9 protein-coding genes are annotated in these 22560 nt (G+C 38.9%); all 9 read left to right on the plus strand.

The genetic code is table 11. From position 1 onward, the window contains the following. Positions 1–212: 212 nt before the first annotated feature. On the plus strand, positions 213–1580 hold the full coding sequence (locus AC0MA3_RS11730) for an ABC transporter substrate-binding protein (protein WP_474656311.1): 1368 nt from the start codon (positions 213–215) through the stop codon (positions 1578–1580). A 165-nt stretch (positions 1581–1745) separates the two neighbouring features. Further along, entirely contained in the window at positions 1746–6830 is a 5085-nt protein-coding gene (locus AC0MA3_RS11735; RefSeq protein WP_474656312.1) for a pectinesterase family protein, read from the plus strand. Between the two features lie 72 nt (positions 6831–6902). After that, on the plus strand, positions 6903–8621 hold the full coding sequence (locus tag AC0MA3_RS11740; protein ID WP_474656313.1) for an S-layer homology domain-containing protein: 1719 nt from the start codon (positions 6903–6905) through the stop codon (positions 8619–8621). A 40-nt stretch (positions 8622–8661) separates the two neighbouring features. Further along, positions 8662–15840 carry a pectinesterase family protein gene (locus AC0MA3_RS11745; protein WP_474656314.1) on the plus strand — a complete coding sequence of 2393 codons (7179 nt, stop codon included), beginning with the start codon at positions 8662–8664 and terminating at the stop codon, positions 15838–15840. Between the two features lie 54 nt (positions 15841–15894). Continuing rightward, complete coding sequence (locus tag AC0MA3_RS11750) at positions 15895–17790, plus strand: sensor histidine kinase (RefSeq protein ID WP_474656315.1); 1896 nt, start codon at positions 15895–15897, stop codon at positions 17788–17790. Then, positions 17783–19057 (plus strand): response regulator, encoded by a 1275-nt coding sequence (locus AC0MA3_RS11755; protein ID WP_474656316.1) that lies wholly within the window; start codon positions 17783–17785, stop codon positions 19055–19057. The genes AC0MA3_RS11750 and AC0MA3_RS11755 overlap by 8 nt, the downstream gene beginning before the upstream one ends. 159 nt (positions 19058–19216) lie before the next feature. Beyond that, on the plus strand, positions 19217–20161 hold the full coding sequence (locus AC0MA3_RS11760; RefSeq protein ID WP_474656317.1) for a carbohydrate ABC transporter permease: 945 nt from the start codon (positions 19217–19219) through the stop codon (positions 20159–20161). Next, positions 20154–20993: a carbohydrate ABC transporter permease gene (locus AC0MA3_RS11765; protein ID WP_474656318.1), complete on the plus strand. Its 840-nt coding sequence runs from the start codon at positions 20154–20156 to the stop codon at positions 20991–20993. Before AC0MA3_RS11760 ends, AC0MA3_RS11765 begins: the two co-directional genes overlap by 8 nt. A 12-nt stretch (positions 20994–21005) precedes the next feature. Continuing rightward, entirely contained in the window at positions 21006–22559 is a 1554-nt protein-coding gene (locus tag AC0MA3_RS11770; protein ID WP_474656319.1) for a glycoside hydrolase family 43 protein, read from the plus strand. Position 22560: the final 1 nt, after the last annotated feature.

The following is a 22560-nucleotide window of genomic DNA, read 5'->3' on the forward strand; positions in this document are numbered from 1 at the left end:
ATGCACTACATTAAATAAACTTAATTTTCGTTTTTAATTTCTGAAAAAAGATATTTTTTCTTTATGCATGTGTTTATTGGTAGTATGATTTAAAAATTTCAAACAAAATGTGCTAGAAATCTTATGTAAAAAGAAGTACATCAAAGTTAAACTAAATATGACGAAAACCGGTGTTCGTCTATGAGCGACCAATATTGAGGGGGTTCCGCATTATGTTCAAAAGAAAGAAAAGCTTGTCAATAGTTATGGCTTCGTTGATGTTAGCTGGAGGGCTGCTTACCGCTTGTGGAGGCAATAACAATAATAACAGTGCGCAGTCAAGTGCTCAGCCAAGCAATGGGGCAGGAACACAGGAATCGGGGAAGCAGTCTACAATAAAGTTTTGGGCAGCAGCCACAACACCAGAACGTGATGCGTTTTGGCAAGGGGTAGTAAAAGACTTTATGGCTGAGAACCCGAACATAAAAGTGGACTATCTTGGTGTTCCAGGGGATATAAGCGGTTACGTGCAAAAATTGAACGTGGCAATTGCAGCAGGTCAAGGTCCAGACCTCATCAACAACTTTACATCAGATTTTATTGCTCGTGATGTACTGGAGCCTATTGATACTTACTTCGATAGTTGGGATAACAAGGACAAGATATCCACTGGTTCGGTTACTTCAATGCGGGCAGCTGACCCTGTAAATAATAAGCTTTACGGATTACCGTATGGTGTTTTACCGTGGATTGAATGGATTCGTACGGATTGGCTTCAAGAAGCGAACCTGACTCCACCTGATACATGGGACCAGTTTTTTGAAGACGGAGAGAAGTTGACTGACAAAACAAAAGACCGTTACGGATATTCAATTCGTGGTGGAGCTGGCAGTGCAACCTCACTCGAGTACCTGATGTATTCATATTCCGGTATTACGAATTATTTTACACCCGAAGGAAAAGCCACCATTAATGACCCGCTTAACGTTGAATTCGTTGAGAAATACCTGGGTGGATACAATGTAAACACTCCTGAAGACGATCTTAACAAAGGGTGGACCGAATTGGCAGCTTCATTCCAATCGGGGAAAGTCGGAATGATTTTCCATAATCTCGGTTCCGCAAGCGCTCACAGCAAAGCGTTTAACGATGATTTGACGAAGTTCACAGGGATTCCTTTCCCTATGGGAGCGAAAGGCTACCATGTACATCCGGGTGTTACACCTTCTGTAATGATGATGATGAAAGATTCTCAGAATAAAGAAGCTGCTTGGAAGTTCATGACTTACTTTGTATCACATAAAAATAGTGAGTATGGACAACTGTACGGCGAAATTCCAACTTATCTTGATGCTTTGAGTGCTGATTGGATTCAAGATGTCCCTTATGTAAAAGCTGGAGCTGAACTTATGAGTTCTCCAGATACTAAGTTTACTGACAATCCAGTCTATCTGCCAGGCTATAACAAAGTTCAAACGAACATGGAGCCGCTAATTCAAAAGGTGATGGCAAAGCAAATTAGCGCCAAAGAACTTTTAGATGAATGGGCAGCACAGTTGGAGAAAGAAAAGGCGGACTTTGATGCTTCTTCTAAGAAGTAGAAGTTTGGAATAATAATCGCTTAGATCAGGCGGACTCTATATTGCATTGAGCCCGCCTGATTTTTAATATAAACCGATATTATTATTCTACTAAATGAGAACGCTTGCATATTATTTCCGTGATTAATGAAGTTACATGTGTAAACGAAGAAGGAGGGTATCAAATTGAAGATTGTAAAAAGCGCCATTATGGGATTGTGTGCCAGCTTGATAGTCTCATTAGTCCCTGGAATCACCGCCATCGGTGGCGTCGGCACAGCCTATGCTTCTACTAACAACAGCTATACGACAGTTTCTGGTAATATTTATACGCCTACAGAGTTGAGAATGTCACCTGCATCCAATACTGATTCAAGCGTTATTTTAGTTTGGGAAAAGCCGATGTTTTATTCCAATATTACACAATATAATCTTTATGACAGTAATGGAGTTCGGGTGGGCTCTACAGACAAGACCTATTTTAAAATTCTTAATTTAAAACCTCAGCAATCTTATACGTATATTGTAAGAGCTCAGGATGCTTCGGGAAATGAATCATTGGATAGCAATGCGGTAGAGATTACTACCAAAAAGACCAGTATCCGGTTTAATGTCAGAGATTATGGAGCTACGGGTGACGGGAGTACCTTGGAGACGGAAGCAATCCAAAAAGCAATTGATGCAGTTACTCCAGGTGATACCTTATATTTTCCACCCGGTAAATATGTGACTGGTGGTATGTTTCTTCATGACAATATGAATGTTTATGTGGATGCTGGAGCTCAAGTGATGCCCAGTCCCCATAAAGCAGATTTCTTACCATTTGTAAAAGCAAGGCATAGTGAGGAAGAACCGGAAGCATATCAAAGTTTATTTAATGCCGGAGTAATGGATCATACAAAGTATGATGAGTATAGCATTACAGATGTTGCCTTTCTTGGACCCGGAACCATTGGTGATGAAGAAAACGGTCTTGAATTGCGTGATGAATATAACGAAGACCTACAAGAGGTGGGGCGTAGTTATGGTGGCGGACATTTATTATCGTTTAATAATGCTCATAATATCTATATGGATGGTCTACAGATTCGAAACGGAATGATGTGGACTATTGTCCCCGTATATAGCAAAGATATTACCGCTTATAATCTTGATATCAATACTACTCAGCATAATGGTGACGGCTTTAATCCAAACTCTTCCGAAAACGTTTACATCTTAAATTCATCATTTCAAACCGGAGATGATGGTAGTGCAATTAAGTCGGGTATCAATCAAGAGGGACGAGAAATTGGGAGACCTTCAAGATTCATTTATTACCGTGGAGATACTTTTAATGGAGGCCATGGTGGTGTAGTTATAGGAAGTGAGATGTCCGGTGGGATAAGCGATATTTTCATTGAAGATTGCAACTTGGCTCCTTTAGATGTCAAATCAAACACAGTAGCTCCAGGATTCAAAATTAAAACAAGTACATCCCGTGGTGGATATATTCGTAATATTCAAGTGCGCGATTCACTTATCAATAAAATTGACCTGAATTCCAATTATGATAAATTACCTATTCCAGATATTTATCCGCCAGATATGAGTAACTTCCGATTTATTAATCTTAGAAATAATGATATGTCGGGAACAGATAACATTATTTCACTCACAGGAGCTGCTTCAACAGCAATCTCTGATAATTCACTAAAGAATGTGCAATTTATCAATTGTTCATTTGCAAAGGCTCAATTAGCCCATGCTGAAAATATCTTTTTCACAGATTGTGACCTACCTAAGGGTATAAGCGCGACGAACAGTGCAAATATTGTTCAAGACGGTGCAATCTTAATCGACAAAGCCTTTCCTGTAAATGAAGATTTTACTGAATATAAAGCAGGAGATACACCAGGAGGATATTGGAGTGCGTCAAGCTATGCTCCAGGATTGATTAGTATTATTGAGGACGGAGCTCTTAATCCAAAGAGCTTATTCTTGAATGATTTAAATACAGGTTATGTGACAGCATCACGCAATTTTGGCTCGCAAACAGACCTACTTACCGTAGAAGTTCAAATGAAATTCCCAACACCTCCAAATTTGACTAACGGTACGCCGAATGGTACTTTCGCAAACAAACCTGCTTCAAATAATAGAGTGTTTCAGTTACTTAGTTCAGGTGGTAAAATTGCGGTCTGGCTAAATACTGAGAATTCAGGAGCCCTTGGATACGTAATAAATGGACAAACTACTCCGATAATTATCCCTTCCATTCCATTGGATACTTGGTTTTCAGTAAAAACGGTTGTGGATTTTCCAAACAAACTTGTTGATGTATATTACAACGGAACACAAGTATTAAATGATATGCCTTTTTACGATTCTACACTTGCTATGGCAGATATTAGTTCATTCAGATCCATTGGACCAAATAACAATGCAGTAGCATCTCAAGTCTATTTAGATAATTTATCAATTGCTGCTTCAGGAGAAGTTGCTACGGGCTATGGAATCGAGATTAAAAATGCGGAAGGCGCAAAGTCCATTTCCGTACCAGAAGGACAGTTGAACTTTAGTGCATCTAAAACAACAGGTGAAAAATCAACTGTTACTTGGTCAGTCTATAATAGTGATTTGTCTCCTACGGATGCTGCTTCTATTAATCAAAGTGGAGTACTGACAGCACACAAAAATGGAAAAGTTGTCGTTACCGCATCAATGAATGACGGTACAGCAATCATCGGATTGCTACCAATCACTATTACTGGTCAAGAATCTGTTATAGGATACAAGCCGTTAAATGTTTTTACTCCATTTAATACCAATCCTATTTTACCCAAACAGGTGCCGGTTATAAAGAGTGATGATTCGTTGGATTATGCTCCTGTAGTATGGGATTTGATTCCACCTTCATCCTATCAAAAAATTGGAACAGTAAAAATCAATGGGACCGTTGAAGGTTATTCTGCCCGAACTGAAATCCGTGTTGAAGTCGTGCCGGTTAGCATAACTACCTATTCATCAGTTGTTGTAACCACATATCAAGGTAAGGCTCCAAAATTACCTGAGAAGATTTTGGTTACTTATAATGATCAAAGTACTAACTTACTCCCTGTGTCATGGGAACCTGTCTCATCAGAATTGTATTCAGTGGCTAACACTGAAGGGTTTACAGTTGTGGGGAAAATTACAGGTTCTGAACACCCAACAGCTGCAACCGTCTACGTTCTGCCTGATATCGATATGGATAGTAAGGTTATCATCGTATCAGCTGATGGAGACGGAGATTATAAGACTATTCAAGAAGCAGTTAATGCAGTTCCTAATCAGAATCGCAATAGGATTACCATTTTTGTGAAAAATGGCGTGTATTACGAAAAGGTTCTTATTCCAGATACTAAACCGTATATCTCTTTAATTGGAGAGAGCGAAGATGGAACCGTTTTAACTTATGATGATAATCCGAAAAAGACTACACCTAATGGAGTGCAATTAGGATTAGGAACTTACAACGATTATACATTGATGATTAAAGGGCATGATTTTTATGCTAAAAATCTGACTGTAGTTAATTCTTCTGGATCCGGTGCAGGACAATCAGTGGCCGTTGATGTTTACGCAGACAAAGCTAAGTTTGAGAATTGCCGCATCATTGGGTATCAAGATACACTCTTGCTACGTAATTTAACGGACAATGTAGACCCGAATAATTATGCCAATAATGCAACAGTTCAATCTTATCGGTCCTACTTCAAAAATTGTTACATCTCAGGGTCAGTAGACTTTATTTTTGGTCCCGGCATTGCCGTCTTCGACAACAGTGAAATTCGTTCTAGGTTAGCCGGACATGTAACTGCAGCATCTACACCACAGGGCCAGAAGTACGGCTTTGTATTCCTAAACAGTAAAATCACAGGTGAAGCACTGCTGTCCTCCCTTTCATCTGTTGATTTAGGAAGACCTTGGCGTCCATACGCTCAGACGGTGTATTTAAACAGTTATATGGGTGACCATATCGCTCCAGGAGGATGGAATAACTTCGGCAATTCCAAAAATGAAACTACAGCGTTCTACGCTGAATATGAGAGTTTCGGTCAGGGAACAACTCCTGCTTCCAGAGTAAATTGGTCACATCAATTATCAGAAGCGGAGGCTAAAGAGTATACACTTGAAAATATTTTTAATGCAGCTAGCGCTATAGGTAGCACAGATAGCTGGGACCCTACAGATCTTGCATCTGATAATAATATTCAAACTATTTCACCGATTCACATAGATACACCAGTGGGGATTGCTCCAACCTTACCATCAGTAGTTGAGGCAGTTTATGCTGATGGGGCAACGAAATATTTGCCAGTTGTATGGGATTCTATATCTCCCGAACAATTTGAGGTTGAAGGTCAATTTTCTATATATGGTTCTGTAAATGGGACGGAGCTTAAAGCTGAACTCATAATTACTGTTCGTACAGGTAGTTTCCTAACAGGACCTGAATCTGTAGACGTGGGTCAGAATTTAGACATTACCTACGGATGGTCTCGAGTTACAGCCGATGTGTACGGTGTTGACCTTACCCTTAGCTATGACCCTGAACAACTTCTATATGTTTCATCAGATTCATTATTAGATGGAATTCGTGTCATTAATGCTTCAGCAGACGATGAGGGTAAGTTACGTATTCTTTTAGCGAGTACTACTCCTGGTGTTAGTATTACTGGGACTCAACCGAGCATTCTCCAAATTCATTTTAAAGTTAAAGACATTTCAAAAACGACTACTGCTTCAATTATCGCCTCACAAATCACTGTTAGTGATGGTGAGGGGGATGAAATAGCCGTTGACGGGGCTTCATATGAGGTGAATGTTAAGGTCCCTGATACAGGCGGTGAAGTAGTTGAGCGAGGAGTCCTTCAGACAGCAGTTGCTACAGCAACTGAAGTAGCTTCATCAACAACAGCAGGTACTTTATGGGGACAAGTTGCACAATCAGCTATGGACTCATTACATGGAGGAATTACAAGTGCCGTGATTGTTCTAAACAACTTGGATGCTACGCAAGATGAAGTGAATCAAGCAATATCTATGTTATCAGATGAAGTTGAAAGATTTAATCAAGCTGTTATTCGTATTGCCAGCATGAATGATCTCTATTATTTAAGTTCTCAATACGGGATGACTTCTGGTGAAGGCGCCTGGAAGGATGTAAGTCGCTATGACTGGAACAAAGACAACAAAATCGACATTTTAGATTTAGCTAAGGTGGCTCAAATGATTTTCGCACAATAATATAAATTAAGCGAGGGCGTTTATATAGTGCGCCCTCTCCTATCTTATCTCTGAAAGGATAGATGAATTGAAATGAAAAAAGCTAACATTGTTTCGATAATAATCTGTATGTGTTTGTTTTTGAGTCCTATGACTATGTATGCAAGCGGTACTCCTGAATTTCTTCTCTCCTTGTCAAAACAAAATCCTATAGTTAATAACTCTTTGGAGCTTGTAATAACAGCTGATCATGCTAGTGATTTGTACGCGTATGAGTTAAATCTAAACTATGATGCTTCCAAACTGCAGTTTGAAGGCTACACTGCTGGAAGTGGGGGATTCAACATTGACGCCATTATTTTTGATGGAGGTGTTCGTCTAGCTCACACTGAGTTAGGAGAAACAGCAGGTAATAATGGGGATGTACCCCTTGCAACAGTTACTTTTAAGGCAATTGGGACAGGGGATAGTGAAATAATCTTGTCCAGTGCAAAGTTAGTTGATTCTAAGTTGAATGCTGTTAGCTACACTCCCAAAACTACGGCAAAAATGAAAGTTTCTAGTTCAGATAACAACAATGGAAATAATTACGGAAACAACGGTAGCGGCAATAATAACGGGAAAACAGAAGAACCAGCTGTGCAGAATACTTCAACAATAAATCCCAAGATTGTCTATGATGAAAAATCACAATCGGTCCATTCTTCTGTAGCTTTAGAATCCATTCAGAAAGCTCTCGATCAAGCAGCAGCTAATCAAAACGGGATAAAAAAAGTAATAATTAACATCGAAGCAAAAACTGGGGCAAATGAATACATTCTAACCATTCCGAGTTCCGCAATATCAAAGACCACTAAAAATTCTGAATTTGAAATTGTAACTTCTTTGGCTAGTGTAACGATTCCTGACCATATGCTACAAAATATTAATGAGCCCAATCAAGAGATAAGTTTGCACATTAATAAGGTAGATATCAATACTCTTTCAGCATCAGCTCAAAGATTAATCGGTAATCATCCGGTCATCGAATTAACATTGAAAAATAAAGGGGAGACTTTGGAGTGGAACAATCCTCAAGCTCCTGTAACAGTTAGCATCCCATATACTCCTTCTGATTTGGAATTGTTAAATCCTGAACATATTGTAGTCTGGTTTATCGATGCTTTAGGTGAACTCACTCCAATTACTAGCGGATACTATAATTCACAGTTAGGTAGAGTATTCTTCAAGACTACACACTTCAGCACATTTGCAACCGGTTTTATAGTTAAATCATTTAATGATATTCAATCAGTAGCTTGGGCGAAACATTCGATTGAAGTTATGGCATCCAAAGGAATAATTAATGGTTTTTCGGACACTGAGTTTCGCCCATCCCAAGCTATAACAAGAGCGGATTTTCTCGTATTGTTGGTCAAAACCTTAGAGTTGAACGGATCACTCGATAAGTCTTTCAAAGATGTTCCTTCACAAGCTTATTACAGCGATGCAATTCGAATCGCTAGTGGTCTCGGTATTGCTAAAGGGTCAGAAAATGGACTATTTAAACCGTTAGAATTTATTACACGCGAAGATATGATGGTTCTAACCGCAAGAGCTTTAAATATATCGGATAAAAATTTGCTAAGCGGAGATCAATCAATATTAGGCACATTTAATGATGCTGCAAAAATATCTAATTATGCGTCAAATTCTGTTGCTAGTCTTCTCAAAGCAGGATTGATTAAAGGAAGCGCAGGAAAAGTGAACCCTAAATCATCGACAACCAGAGCCGAAGTTGCTGTACTGATGTACAACCTCTATAACTTTTGAGTAATAGTATTACTATCATTCCAAGGAGGAATAATAATTTATGGAATTAAACTCTCCAATAAAGCGTCGGAATACTTTCGGTAGGAGATCGACAGCTATAGTTCTGGTCGCAATAATGTTGTTAACGATTATCTTACAGGGATTCTTACCAAAAGCTATTGCTGCTTCAACTTTCCCTGAGTGGCAGGTCAATACTCCATATGCAATTAACGACTGGGTTTTATTTAACAATGAAAACTACCAATGCATACAAGCCCACAATTCTCAAAATGGTTTAGAACCTTCGAATAGCCCCACCTATTGGGCAAGGGATGGAAAAGCAATCCCAGGAAAAATTGAAGCCGAGAACTGGGATAACATGAACGGTGTTCAGAATGAGTCAACATCTGATACAGGTGCGGGCTCTGACGTTGGGAGTATTGATGCAGGAGATTGGATGGAGTACAAGGTTAATGTAGCTATAACTGGTACTTATAAAGTGGATTTACGTCTTGCTACAAAGTATTCCGATAAGCAACTTCAATTACAGGACAGTAGAGGAACTGTTTTGGCTGCAGTGTATGTACCGAACACAACAGGGTGGCAAAAATGGACTACTGTCAGTGTATCAGCAAATCTAAACGCTGGTCCTCAGACTATTCGTATATTTACTAATACTGGAAGCTTCAATGTTAACTGGCTTAATTTCACCTTAGAGTCAACTAACCCTGAACCGACTACGCAACCAACTGCTCAGCCAACTGCCCAACCAAGCCCTGAACCGACATTTTCACCAGTCACAATTCCGGGACTAATTGAAGCTGAGAATTGGACTAGAATGAAAGGAGTTCAGACTGAAGCCAGTTCAGATACAGGTGGTGGTCTGAATGTGAGTTACATCGATGCTGGTGATTGGATGGAATACCAAGTTAATGTAGCTTCTGATGGAGTATTCGCAGTAGAATTCCGAATTGCCACTAAGTACTCTGATAAGAAATTACAGTTGGAAGACGAAGCGGGCAATATATTAGCAAAAGTAACTATACCTAATACAAGTGCTTGGACATACTGGGGGTCTACAAGTGCTGTTATCAAATTAAATGCGGGAATTCACAATTTACGATTAACAACAGATACTGGCGACTTTAATTTAAACTGGATGAAGTTTACTGATCTGTTGTCTGCATCAACACCCGCTGGGTTAACCGGTACAGCTGGTGATAGTAAAGTGAAGCTGGATTGGCCCAAAGCTACTGGAGCACTTTCCTATAATATAAAGCGTAGTTTGAATAGTGGCGGACCGTACACTTTAATTAGTGAATCCGTTTTAAATGAATATTCGGATAACGGTTTAATTAATGGTATCCCTTATTATTATGTTGTTAGTTCGATAACAGCTTATGGTGACTCGCCAAATTCAAATGAGATTTTGGTGACACCAATTGACCTGCCAGATGTTCCGGAAATCCCCACTGGACTCAAAGGAACTGCAAGAGATAGTCAAGTGACTTTGCAATGGGAAATAGTCGAAGGGGCAGAGCAATATCGTTTGCTGAGAAGTGAGAATGGGGACGATGAATACTCTATAATTGCAGAGGAACTGAAGTCAAACAAATATACTGATGGGAAATTGGAAAATGGTATTGTCTATAAATATGTTGTTGAAGCTAAAAATGCAGGTGGTATAAGTGAGCGGTCTGAGTCGATTTCGATTTCCCCGGTTTCTCCACTTGCAAAGCCTACTGATATTCAATCAGTTGTCAGCAGATCAAACGTAAAACTTATGTGGCAACCGGTAGATGGGGCAACTTCATATAATGTAAAGCGAAGCGCGCAGTCAGGAAAAAACTATTCTGTGCTGGCAACGGATGTGATTGATCCTGAATACTATGATGACTCTGTTACAAATGACGAAGTTTATTATTATGTCATTTCTGCAGTTGATGCTAATACAGAGAGTATGAATTCTGAACAAATTGCTGTTTCTTTCAGCCAAATCGAAACAGGTGTACCGACAGCTCCTGAGCAACTAACGATAGAAGCTGGGAGCAATATTATTCATTTACAGTGGGGGGAAGTAGTTGGCGCAAGTTCTTACAATGTGAAACGCGCTACTTCGATGGCTGGTCCGTTTACGACCATTGCGAGTGTAAACCAGAATAAGTATTCGGATAAAGAGGTGATTAATGGGACGACCTATTATTATGTTATATCTGCAATAAACACTACAGGACAGGGAGTTGATAGTTCGGTTCAGATTACCACACCGGCAAAAGTTATAGTGGTATCACAGGATGGAACAGGAGATTTCACTAAGATAACGGATGCGATAAACTCAATTCCGGCGGGCAATTCAATTAGACGTGTAATTTATATACGAGACGGTATTTATCATGAGAAGGTATCTGTTCCAAGCTCAAAGCCTTACCTGAGTTTTGTTGGCGAAAGCAGAGACGGAACAATCCTCACCTATGATGATTATTCTAATTCGGGAGTTGGTACGGGTAATAGTTACACTTTACAAATTTCTTCAAAAGATTTTACAGCTGAAAATTTGACGGTACGCAATACCTCATTTGAAAGAGGTAATGTTGGTCCGGCTGTAGCACTTAATGTAACAGGTGACCGGGCTATTTTTACAAATGTTCGATTAGCTGGATTTCAGGATACCTTATATGTAAATAGTGGACGTCAATATTTTGACCGCTGCATTATTGAAGGTGATGTCGACTGGATTTTCGGAAATGCTACTGCATATTTTTATGACTCGGAAATTAAATTCGTTGGCGGTTTCGGTGGGCATTTGACAGCAGCATCTACAGATCAGACTTCTGAATTTGGTTATGTATTCATGAATGCCAAATTGACCCGAGGTACTTCATCCATGAAAGACTTCGTTACACATGATTCTTGGAGAGCAGAGTGGGATATCGACAAAAACTTAGCTGCCACTAATCATACGATGGACTTAGGAAGACCTTGGAGAGCCTATGCTAATGTGAAGTACATTAACACGTGGATGGATAGCCACGTTAAATTGGCCGGATGGGATAATTGGTCTAATTCATCAAATGAATTGACTGCAAGCTATGGAGAATACAACTCTTCTGGTCCAGGTGCTAATGCGGCACAAAGGTTTAACTGGACGAGTCAACTTACATCCGAAGAAGCAAATCGCTATACAATTCAAAATGTGCTAAATGGAACAGATGGATGGGACCCTACATTATTTGGAAGCCTCCCTCATAAGCAACAACTACCTGATGCTCCGTCAGGATTAAATGTAGCTTTTTCAAATGAAGTTGAAGTGTCGTTAGGAGATTCACCTGTCTCGCTTTCTTGGGATACTGTAGAAGGAGCGAATTCTTATAATGTTTATCGTGCGACTAATACTGGAGGACCCTATTTGCCTATAACCTCAAATATACTTCCATCTCAAACTTCTGTGCTTGCTACTATTGAAGCAGAGAATTGGACCGCAATGTCTGGAGTCAGAACTCAGAGCACTAAGGATGAAGGCGGCGGCTTGAATGTCAGTTACATTGAAGCCGGAGATTGGATGGACTATGAAATAGACGTTCCTAAAGATGGTTTCTATACTATTGACCTACGTATCTCAGCTCCTGAAAGCGGCAAACAGCTGCAATTATTAACTGGAAATGGAACTGTGCTTGGAAATGTACAACTTCCCCAGACAGGAGATTGGCAGAATTGGGAGACCATTAGTGCAATTGTTAAGCTAACTAAAGGTAAACAGAATTTACGTATTTATGCGGTGACGGGAATTTACAATGTTAACTGGATTCGTCTGATGGAAGGGATGAAGGGGAAGGTTGAATATGCAGATGTAGTTCTCAATACAGGCACTCCGTTTTATTACGTAGTGTCTGCTGTGAATTCAAATGGTGAGAGCTTATATTCAACTGAAAAGACGGTAATTTCTAAGTCATTAGTATTTGACCGTAATGCTGCTAAGCAATCTGACTTGTCTATGGCAGTAAAACTTGCTGGGGATACAGTAAAAGAAATTACTTTAGGCACATATTCGCTCGTTAACACAGTGGACTATACAGTCGATGATAATAAGTACTTATTCCGAAAGGCCTTTTTGTCTCAGTTAGAGTTGGGCAATCATACTGTAATAATAAAATTCACTTCAGGAACTGAGCTTCAGTTTAAATTTGAAGTGATTAATACAAGTGTAATGCCCAGCCAAACAATTTCCAAAGTACCTGAACTAGAATTATATACAATTGAGGGGATTTCTCCATTCTTACCAACAATCATTCCGGTACAATTTACAGATGAATCAGAGAAAGCTCTTCCTGTGGAATGGAGTACTGTGAGTGAAAATGAATACTCGTCTGAAGGTAAGTTTATAGTGCAAGGGAAGCTAAGTGGCACTGATGTAACAGCTACGGCCAATGTTACTGTTAAGGCTAAAGATTCAGTAGGGTTCATAACAGGTGGACATGACTTGCAAAATTATTTGAAAGACCTTCCTTTTGATATGCCTGAAATCGAGCTTCCAACCTTCCCTGAAGCAGATTTTAACATTGAAGATTATGGTGCAGTGGGAGATGGTATAACGAAGGATACTACTGCTTTTGCAGAAGCGATTGAGGCGGCAGCTCATGCAGGAGGAGGCCGAGTTATTGTACCTGCTGGGGTATGGCTAACAGGAAAGATTGAGCTTTTGAGTAATATTAATCTGCACCTAGAAGATGGAGCTCGAATCCTGTTCAGTCCAGATTACGAAGATTACGATTTGGTAAATAACAAGTATAGACCAATGCTTGAAGTGTCAGGACAAAATAATATTGCTTTGACTGGAAATGGTGTTATTGATGGTAATGGGCAATACTGGCGTTATGTGAAAAAAGGAAAGGTTACAGATACCCAGTGGAATTATTTACTCTCCTCAGGTGGAGTCCTTACCGAAAATGATACAGTTTGGTATCCATCTCAACAAGCCGTTGGTGTGTATCGTCCAATATTAGTTGATATTTATAATAGTACAAACATTTTAGTCGATGGGCCTACGATCACGAACTCACCGCAATTTGCTACTAGCTTTACAAAGGTTCAAAATTTAGTTGTTCGTAATACAACGGTTAATAACGATGCCTGGTATCAAAATGGTGATGGTCTTGATGTCACTTCTTCTCAAAATGTTGTTCTATATCACAACACTGTGAATGCAGGAGACGATGGCATTGGAATGAAAGCAAGTAATGATCCTAGTCCAACAGATGTGTTATCCAACGTAGTTATTGCAGACAATATTGTATTCCGTGCTCATGGGGGACTCTCTGTTGGAAGTAATACATCTGGCGGTATTCGAAATCTTGCCGTCCGTAACAATCAATACATTGGAACAGATAACGGGATTAATATCAAAAGCTCAGTCGGAAGCGGTGGGCCAATCGAAAACATCTATATTGATGGGCTTCATATGCAAGATATAGGGTACACCGCATTATCAATCAATGATTTTTACACAGGGCACAATGACACAGTAGATAATGCTCAACTAGGAGTAAACAATCGTGTTCCTGAAGTGAAAAATATTTATATTAGTAATGTCACGGTAGACGGTGCTTCTGAAGCTGTATCCATTGATACGTTATACAATGTACCTCTACGCAACCTTCAATTGAATAATGTAAGCATGGTAACTCAAACAGGATGGGTGTCTAGCAATACAGAAGATATTTTATTGAATGATGTTCGAATTGTTCCTGAGAAAGGGACTATTTATACTTTGAAAAATGCTTCAAACATCCAATTTAATAATGTTTTATGCCCTCCTGGAACAAGCACTTTTATTCATCTGACAGGAAGCGCGAGTAATATTCAGTTGAAGGACACTGATTATTCGCAGGCTGGAATACCGTTCCATTTGGATTCAGGAATTAGTCCCTCTGTCATTAAAGTTACAAACATTCGGATTCCTGAAGCGCCGACAAATTTAAACGCAGCTGTTGGACGAGTAGAGGTTCTGTTGACGTGGAACAAGGTGATCGGAGCGGAACATTATGTTGTTAAGCGGAACATGAATGGTTCAGAAGAGTATGTGGTTGTAGCTTCCAATGTCACAGGCAACACATATTTAGATAGCCAGCTGCAACCAGGAGACTATAACTATGTAGTAACAGCTGTTAATGCTAAGGGGGAGAGTGCGAGTTCAAATGTGGCCACCGGTATAGTGTTGTCCCCATCAGAAACCTTGCCTTACGCTTGGATTCAAGGAGAAGGTACAACATTTGCTGGACAACAATTTGATTTGGTATACGGTTTAAATAATGATAATGTTACACAAAACGAGAATCATAAGGTATACAAACAAGAAGTAACATTGAAATTTGACCCAGCCCTCGTTCGGTTTAAGTCAATAGATTTGCTGCAAGAAGGTTTGAAGTTAGATTCAGTTATTCAGGATGAGGATGATGAGACGGTTACAATAAATCTGATATCGGAGTCAGGCATAGACGCAGGAGGCGAAATGATCCAAATAAATTGGGAATCATCAAACCTGGATTATGCGGGTGAGACGGTAACTAATTTCAAGTTGAATACCATTATTGTTACAGAGATGAGCGGGACAAATTCTACACTGCCTAATACAATTCTAAATTGGACTATTAAAATTGATAAAACAGTGCTAGACACTAAGATTATAGCAGCATCTGCTCTTACATCGGATGCATACAAGCCTTCATCATGGTTGATTTTGCAAAATTATTTAACCTCCGCAAAATCAATTTTTGTAAGTAAGAATGCTACTCAACGTCAAGTGAATGCAGCGGCGGCAAATTTACAGCTGGCTATAGACATGCTAGATAACGTGTCGGACAGGTCTGCCCTGGCGTTAAACGTTACTGTAGCCCGAGAAGTTTCAACCTCTGCATTGTTAGGTAACAGATGGGGAGAATATTCACAAAATGCAGTAAATAGTTTAAACCAAGCCATAATTAAAGCTAACCTGGTTGTAGACAATCTAAATGCATCGGATTCTTCTATTGAACTGGCGATTAGCGAATTAGATGCTGCCTTGAGTCAATTCTTGGCTTCGGCTAATCCTGCAGATATTGGAGATTTAGCTATACTCTCTGCGCATTACGGCATGGATTATACTCAAGAGGGGTGGAGTCAGTATAAACTGTATGATATTAACAAAGACAATATTTTAGATATTGTAGACCTTGCTGCATTGGCCAAACTCATTCTAGGGAAATGATGTATTCAAGGACGAGCTATTCATTTAGCTCGTCTTTTTATTGATGTTTATAAAATGAAACAATATTTTCAAAAAAAGAAACTCATTAATCTTGGGAAAAAGTTATTATTAAGAGTAGACTCTATACGAAATGAACTGGGGGGAATCATGATCTCCTTACTATCAAGAAGCCCTATTAAAATAAAATTACTTATTTATTTTCTTCCGCTTCTTATTCTATCTGTTGTGTTTACAGGCTCGTTTTCATACTTCACTGCCATTAAGCAGCTTGAAAGAAATGCTTATTATTTACTAAGTGATACGACTGATCAAACAGGATATTTCCTTAATGATAAGTTGTATACAATTTTTGAAGAGCTTGTACTAATTGAAAATAATACGGCTTTTCAAAATATATTATTAAATGTCGATCAGGAAAAAGATGGTCGCCGTTACGATGATATTATTCAACTGCATAAGCAATTTGAGGATGCCTATCAGAATCATTTACAAGTCATTGATTCTATATTTGTTACATTCAATAATGGAAGGACTTTTAATATTCAGAAGGATTTCATTCCAAAGAATGTTGGTACTAATCTTAATGATTGGCTGGAAAAATACAATTTAAATGATGCAGCTAGTAGTTATTACTGGTTAAATACGCACAAGGATCAAGTTTTTGATACCGTCAATTCACGAAATGTCATAAGTGTTTTTAAAATTATTGGTACACCAACCACTGAAGTTAGCGGACTTGCTCTAATTAATATGAAAGAATCTTATCTTCTTGATATTTTACAGAATGTTAATGTCAGTCCAAATGGAGCTTTTGCTTTAATCAGTCCAGACGGCGTGATGTATTCCAAGCCATTAGCTCAAGATTATGCTATAGGAGAAGATGTAATAGATAAGATTCGTCATAGCTATAATACACAGGGAGATTTGCAGGAAGAGAGCGTAAGCAATCATCAGATGATGATCCGCTATACAACACTGTCTCTAAATGGCTGGAAACTGGCTGCAATCGTTCCAGAAAGCGATATCTTAGATAAGGCAGAGCAGATTAAATCCATTACTCTTTGGATTATGGCGGTAATTTTAGTTGTATTTATTATTTTTGCAACTTATTTTGCAAGCAGTTTAACGAATCCAATTCGCTTCTTGTCTAAACAAGTGAAGAGTTTCCGACAAGGAAATATTAATGTTAGTTTTCATCTTGATGAACATAATGAGATTGGAGTACTTGCGAATGGCTTGGAAAATTTGGCTGATTCTGTTGGTCAATTGTTAAATCAAGTTAAAGATGAACAAGAACAGAAAAGGCAAATCGAAATATTAGCATTACAAGCACAAATACAGCCACATTTCCTTTATAATACACTGGGATCCATTAAGCATATGATTGATTTAGGGGAGAAGGAAAAAGCCTCAACGATGGTAAGTGCCTTGACACACTTCTTTCGCATTGGAATTAGTAGAGGTCGTGAAGTCATTTCTCTGCAAGAGGAAATTGAGCATATAAGAAACTATTTACAAATTCAAAATATTCGTTATCAGAAGGATTTTGAATTTATTATTCAAGTAGAAGAAGAACTTATGCATCTCCCTATTATGAAATTAACCCTCCAACCTATTGTTGAGAATGCTATTTATCATGGCATTAAAAACAAACGACGTAAGGGAATTATCAAAATATCAGGCCGCCGGCACGAAGATGTGGCTTTAATTGAGGTTTTTGATGATGGCGCAGGTATGGATAGTGAAAAGATCAACCAAATGAATCATTCAATTCAATCGATGGATATTCAAGAAACTCCTTTAACATTTGGGCTTCGTAATGTTCACAGACGATTGGCACTTCAATTTGGTAATGAGTTTGGTATCCAACTGGATGGCGTAGAGGGAGAATATACTCAGGTCACTATTAAAATTCCGTTTACCAATAAAGAGGTGGGGTTTCGTGCATAAATTAGTTATTGCGGATGATGATGAATGGATCAGAGAAGGGCTAAAACGAAATATTCCTTGGGACAGCCGGAATATAGAAGTTGTTGGCGTGGCAGAGGATGGAAATGAAGCCTGGGAGCTCATTCAAAAGGAAAAGCCGGATATCCTGCTCTCAGACATTCGAATGCCCTTCATGGATGGTCTCAAGCTTGCTGCACAAGTTAAACAATTTGGTTTAGATATGAAAGTAGTGTTCTTAACAGGCTATGATGACTTTTCCTATGCGAAAGAGGCACTGCAATTACAAGCTTTTGACTTCATATTAAAGTATGAGGATAACGAAAAAATATTACAGACAATTGGAAATGCAGCTACAACGTTAAATGAAGAAAGAAGATTACGAGAAAAAGATTTAAAGAGCCATGAGCTTTTTGTAAATCAATTCTTTAGTGGATTGATTTTAGGAACGGTTAATGATGAGGCAATTAAACGTGATGCAAGGTTGGTTGGATTAGAATTTAGCGGATTAATGTTTGCTGTAGCCGTTTTGGATTTGGACAGTGTTGGACGATTCCTTAAACCTAATAAACCTGTTGATTTGGAGTTGCTCTTATTTACACTCAAAAACTTGTGCAAGGAGGTATTGGAGGCTGCTACCTGTGCAGGAATTCAGGTGTATGCTTTTCAATATAATCACCGGATCAATCTACTGTTTAATTATCCTGCTGCAGATCTAGAAGGATTTAATAATGAAATTATGCGAATTACTCATCAATTAAAAGGGCTAATTGAACAATATCTTAAAATCAATGTGAAGATTGGCATTGGGAGTACTGGGGAAGGCTTCAAGCATGTTTCAACTTCTTATGAAGAGGCTTTAATTGTAATACAGACGAGAGATATTACGTTCGCAGAATCTATTGTTTTTTATGATCAAGTGAAATATTCGACTAATTCACATCAAGCCATCCTTCAAAAGGTTATGGATTATATTTCGAATCATTACCATGATGAAAATTTAGACTTACCAGAAGTAGCCGAAACAGTTCACATTGCACCTGCCTACGTGAGCAGGTTATTTAAAAGATATACAGATATAAACTTTAAAGAGTATGTTGTCAAAGTTCGTATTGATAAAGCTGTTGAACTGCTGGTACATACCGATTTGAAAGTATATGAAATCGGTGAGAAGGTAGGATACGTTAATACTCAATATTTCAGTTCGTTGTTTAAACGCCAAAAGGGTCTTACCCCTATCGAATATAGGCAGCAGTATAGCTCATACTAGTCATTTTATTGAACAATTGCTCAACCTTGCTCTGATTTTTAAAGGAGTAAGGTTATTTTTTTGAGGGAACGATAGTTAAAAAAAACAAACAATCTTTACAAGATATATTATTTAGTTAAAACGGTATATCACCTATTATTCTTATGAGGTGATTAAATCATGAATATGAAACAACCACTGGCAACAGGAAAAATGCCGGGAGCGTCAAAGAGAAAATACAAGAAAATCGGCAATGATAACGTATTTCCATACGTTCTAATCATCCCGACTCTCATTCTCATGGCGGTTATTATGTTTTTTCCAATTTTACGGGTCTTTGAGTTAAGTTTGCAAAACTATGATTTGACTCGACCAATGGATGACGGCTTTGTGGGGTTGAGTAATTTCAAGCAAATTTTGTTCCATGATGATCTATTTCCAAGCTCTTTATGGATAACGGTGAAATGGGTAGTTATTGAAGTCTCTCTTCAGCTTGTATTGGGCTTAGGGGTGGCACTCCTCCTTAATCAGACATTCCGGTTTAGAGGTGTTGTTCGCTCGCTTGTACTGATTCCTTGGGCGGTATCAGGGGTTCTTACAACAATGCTTTGGTCCCTTATGTACAACCAGCATATCGGTGTAATTAACGACATTCTAAAACGGCTAGGTATCATTGAACAAAATATTGCTTGGCTTTCAAACACTGATACAGTATTTGGGTCAGTCATTGTTGCTGAGTTATGGAGAGGTATTCCATTCTTTGCGGTTGCATTGCTTGCATCACTACAATCAGTTCCTAAAGAAGTTTATGAATCATGTGAAGTGGATGGAGCTGGCCGGTTTAGAAAGCTGTTTTCGATTACGCTTCCGTATCTGAAAGAAAGTATTGTTTTCACAACCATGCTTAGAGCCATCTGGGAATTTAACTCTATTGATATGATTTTCACCATGACAAATGGTGGGCCAATGAATATGACAACCACGCTTCCCATTTATATGTTCCAAACGGCGATTCTGAACGGAAATTATGGATATAGTTCTGCTATGGGGGTTCTCTCATTTGCTGTTCTGATGGTCTTCGTTATCGTCTATATGAGATTAAGTAGAGGTGGCCAAGATGATTAAATTAAAACATGTTTCCAATAGACTTCTCTTGTTCTATATTCCATTGGTAGCTACCCTATTGTTTGTTTTAATTCCTTTTCTTTGGGCAATATCTACTTCTCTAAAACGTGAAAACGATATTATCAGTTCTACCATCCGCTACATTCCTAGTCCAATAACGTTTGATAACTTCATTAAGGTGTGGAGCGTCAATAATTTTTCGGTCTTTTTTGTGAATAGTTTATTAATCTGTTCTGTATCTGTTATTTTTATAACACTACTTTCGATAGCTAATGGATACGCATTGAGTCGTTTCAAATTCGTTGGTAAAAATGCATTTATGCTCATTTTGCTTGGTACACAGATGCTTCCGGTAATTTTATTTGTTATTCCACTGTTCTTGATATTTAAAAATATGGGGATTATGAACACGCCATTTGCTATTATTTTGTTCTATATTGTATCTCAAGTCGCTTTCAACTCCTTACTAATGCAAGGGTTTGTTGGAGGTATTCCTAAGGAAATTGATGAAGCGGCCATGGTAGATGGAGCTGGAAGATTTAGAGTTATTTTCACCATCATTACTCCTGTAATTCTACCCGGGATCGTAGCAACAGCACTATTTGCTTTTATCGGCTGCTGGAACGAATTTTTGGTTGCCTTCTCATTCCTGACTGATGCGTCTAAATTTACGATTCCAATCGGTCTTAAATATTTGATTGGTCAATACAGTGTCGAGTACGGTTCACTTGCTGCAGGAAGTATTATCGGTTTGATTCCACCTATCATACTGTTCATGTTCATTCAACGTTATTTGATTCAAGGCCTAGCCGGAGGCGCTGTCAAAGGATAATAGGAGGAGAATATGTCTTACGCAAAAATTATTGAAGCATGGATATCTGACCAAGATGATGGAACATACATCAATCCCATTCTACATGCTGACTATTCAGACCCAGACGTGATTCGTGTTGGTGATGATTTCTATATGACTGCTTCTAGTTTTGGTCATATTCCTGGTTTACCGATTCTGCATTCAAAAGATTTAGTCAATTGGGAGATTATTAATCATGCTATCCCTAAAATGAATTTGGATGGATATGATCAACCACAACATGGAAATGGTGTTTGGGCACCAAGTCTTAGATTTCATGATGGATTGTTCTGGATATTTTATGGTGATCCAGATGTCGGAATTATGATGACTTCAGCTAAAAATCCAGCTGGTGAATGGACGCCACTGCATGTAGTGCAAGAAGGAAAGGGGTTAATTGATGCATGCCCTTTTTGGGATGAAGACGGAAACGCCTACTTAATTCATGCTTATGCGAAAAGCCGTAGTGGTATTAAGCATAAGCTACGCTTAAACCGGATGTCTCCTGATGGAAAAAGCTTACTTGGTGAAAGTGAAATTATCTATGATGGGACAGAAAACCATCCAACACTGGAAGGTCCAAAACTTTACTATCGAAATGGTTATTATTATATCCTTGCACCTGCCGGTGGGGTTGCGACAGGTTGGCAGACGGCGTTTCGTTCCCGCAATATTTGGGGTCCTTATGAGGACAAAATTGTGCTTCAGCAAGGGGAAACTTCTATCAATGGGCCGCATCAAGGCGGTTTAGTAGAACTTGAATCTGGTGAATCGTGGTTTGTTCACTTTCAGGATAAAGGCCCCTATGGTCGAGTTGTTCATCTGCAGCCAGTTCATTGGGAAGATGACTGGCCGCTAATGGGAGATATTCAACCTGGCAAGACAATTGGTGAACCGGTAATGAGGTATAGAAAGCCTAATGTGGGCCTAACATACGCAGTGAAGGTGCCTGCAACGTCAGATGAATTTATTACTCCAACACTAGGACTTCAATGGCAGTGGCAGGCTAATCCCAAGGAGTCATGGTATAGTCTAGATACAAGACATAGTTATCTTCGGCTTAATGCTACCAATAGTAATAAGGAGGGAATTTATTATGCTCCCAACCTTCTACTGCAGAAATTTCCTGCTCCTAGATTTGTAGCATCTTGCAAAGTGGACCCTTCAGGACTTACAGCGGGCTGTTTAGGAGGTCTAATTGTATTCGGCTATTCATATTGTTATTTGGCCGTTCAAAAGCTTCAGGATGATGAGCAGAATAATACAGTGACACTTTCGCTCATTCAAGGGGATGAATCTGGAGAAAAGCATCTGTGGTCTGTTTCCTTGAATACACTAAGTAGTATTATTTTACAAACTGAAGTGTTTAGAGATGCAACGTGCAGATTTGGGTATCAAATTGAGGGAGAACGATTCACTTCTATAATGGTTGAATCCTTTCAAGCAAGAGAAGGTCATTGGGTAGGTGCGAAGACAGGAGTATTCGCCAAGAGCTCAGATAGAGAAGGATACTTGGATATCGATTGGTTCCGGATAACCAAATAAC

It is taken from the genome of Paenibacillus sp. LS-5, from assembly GCF_056121505.1.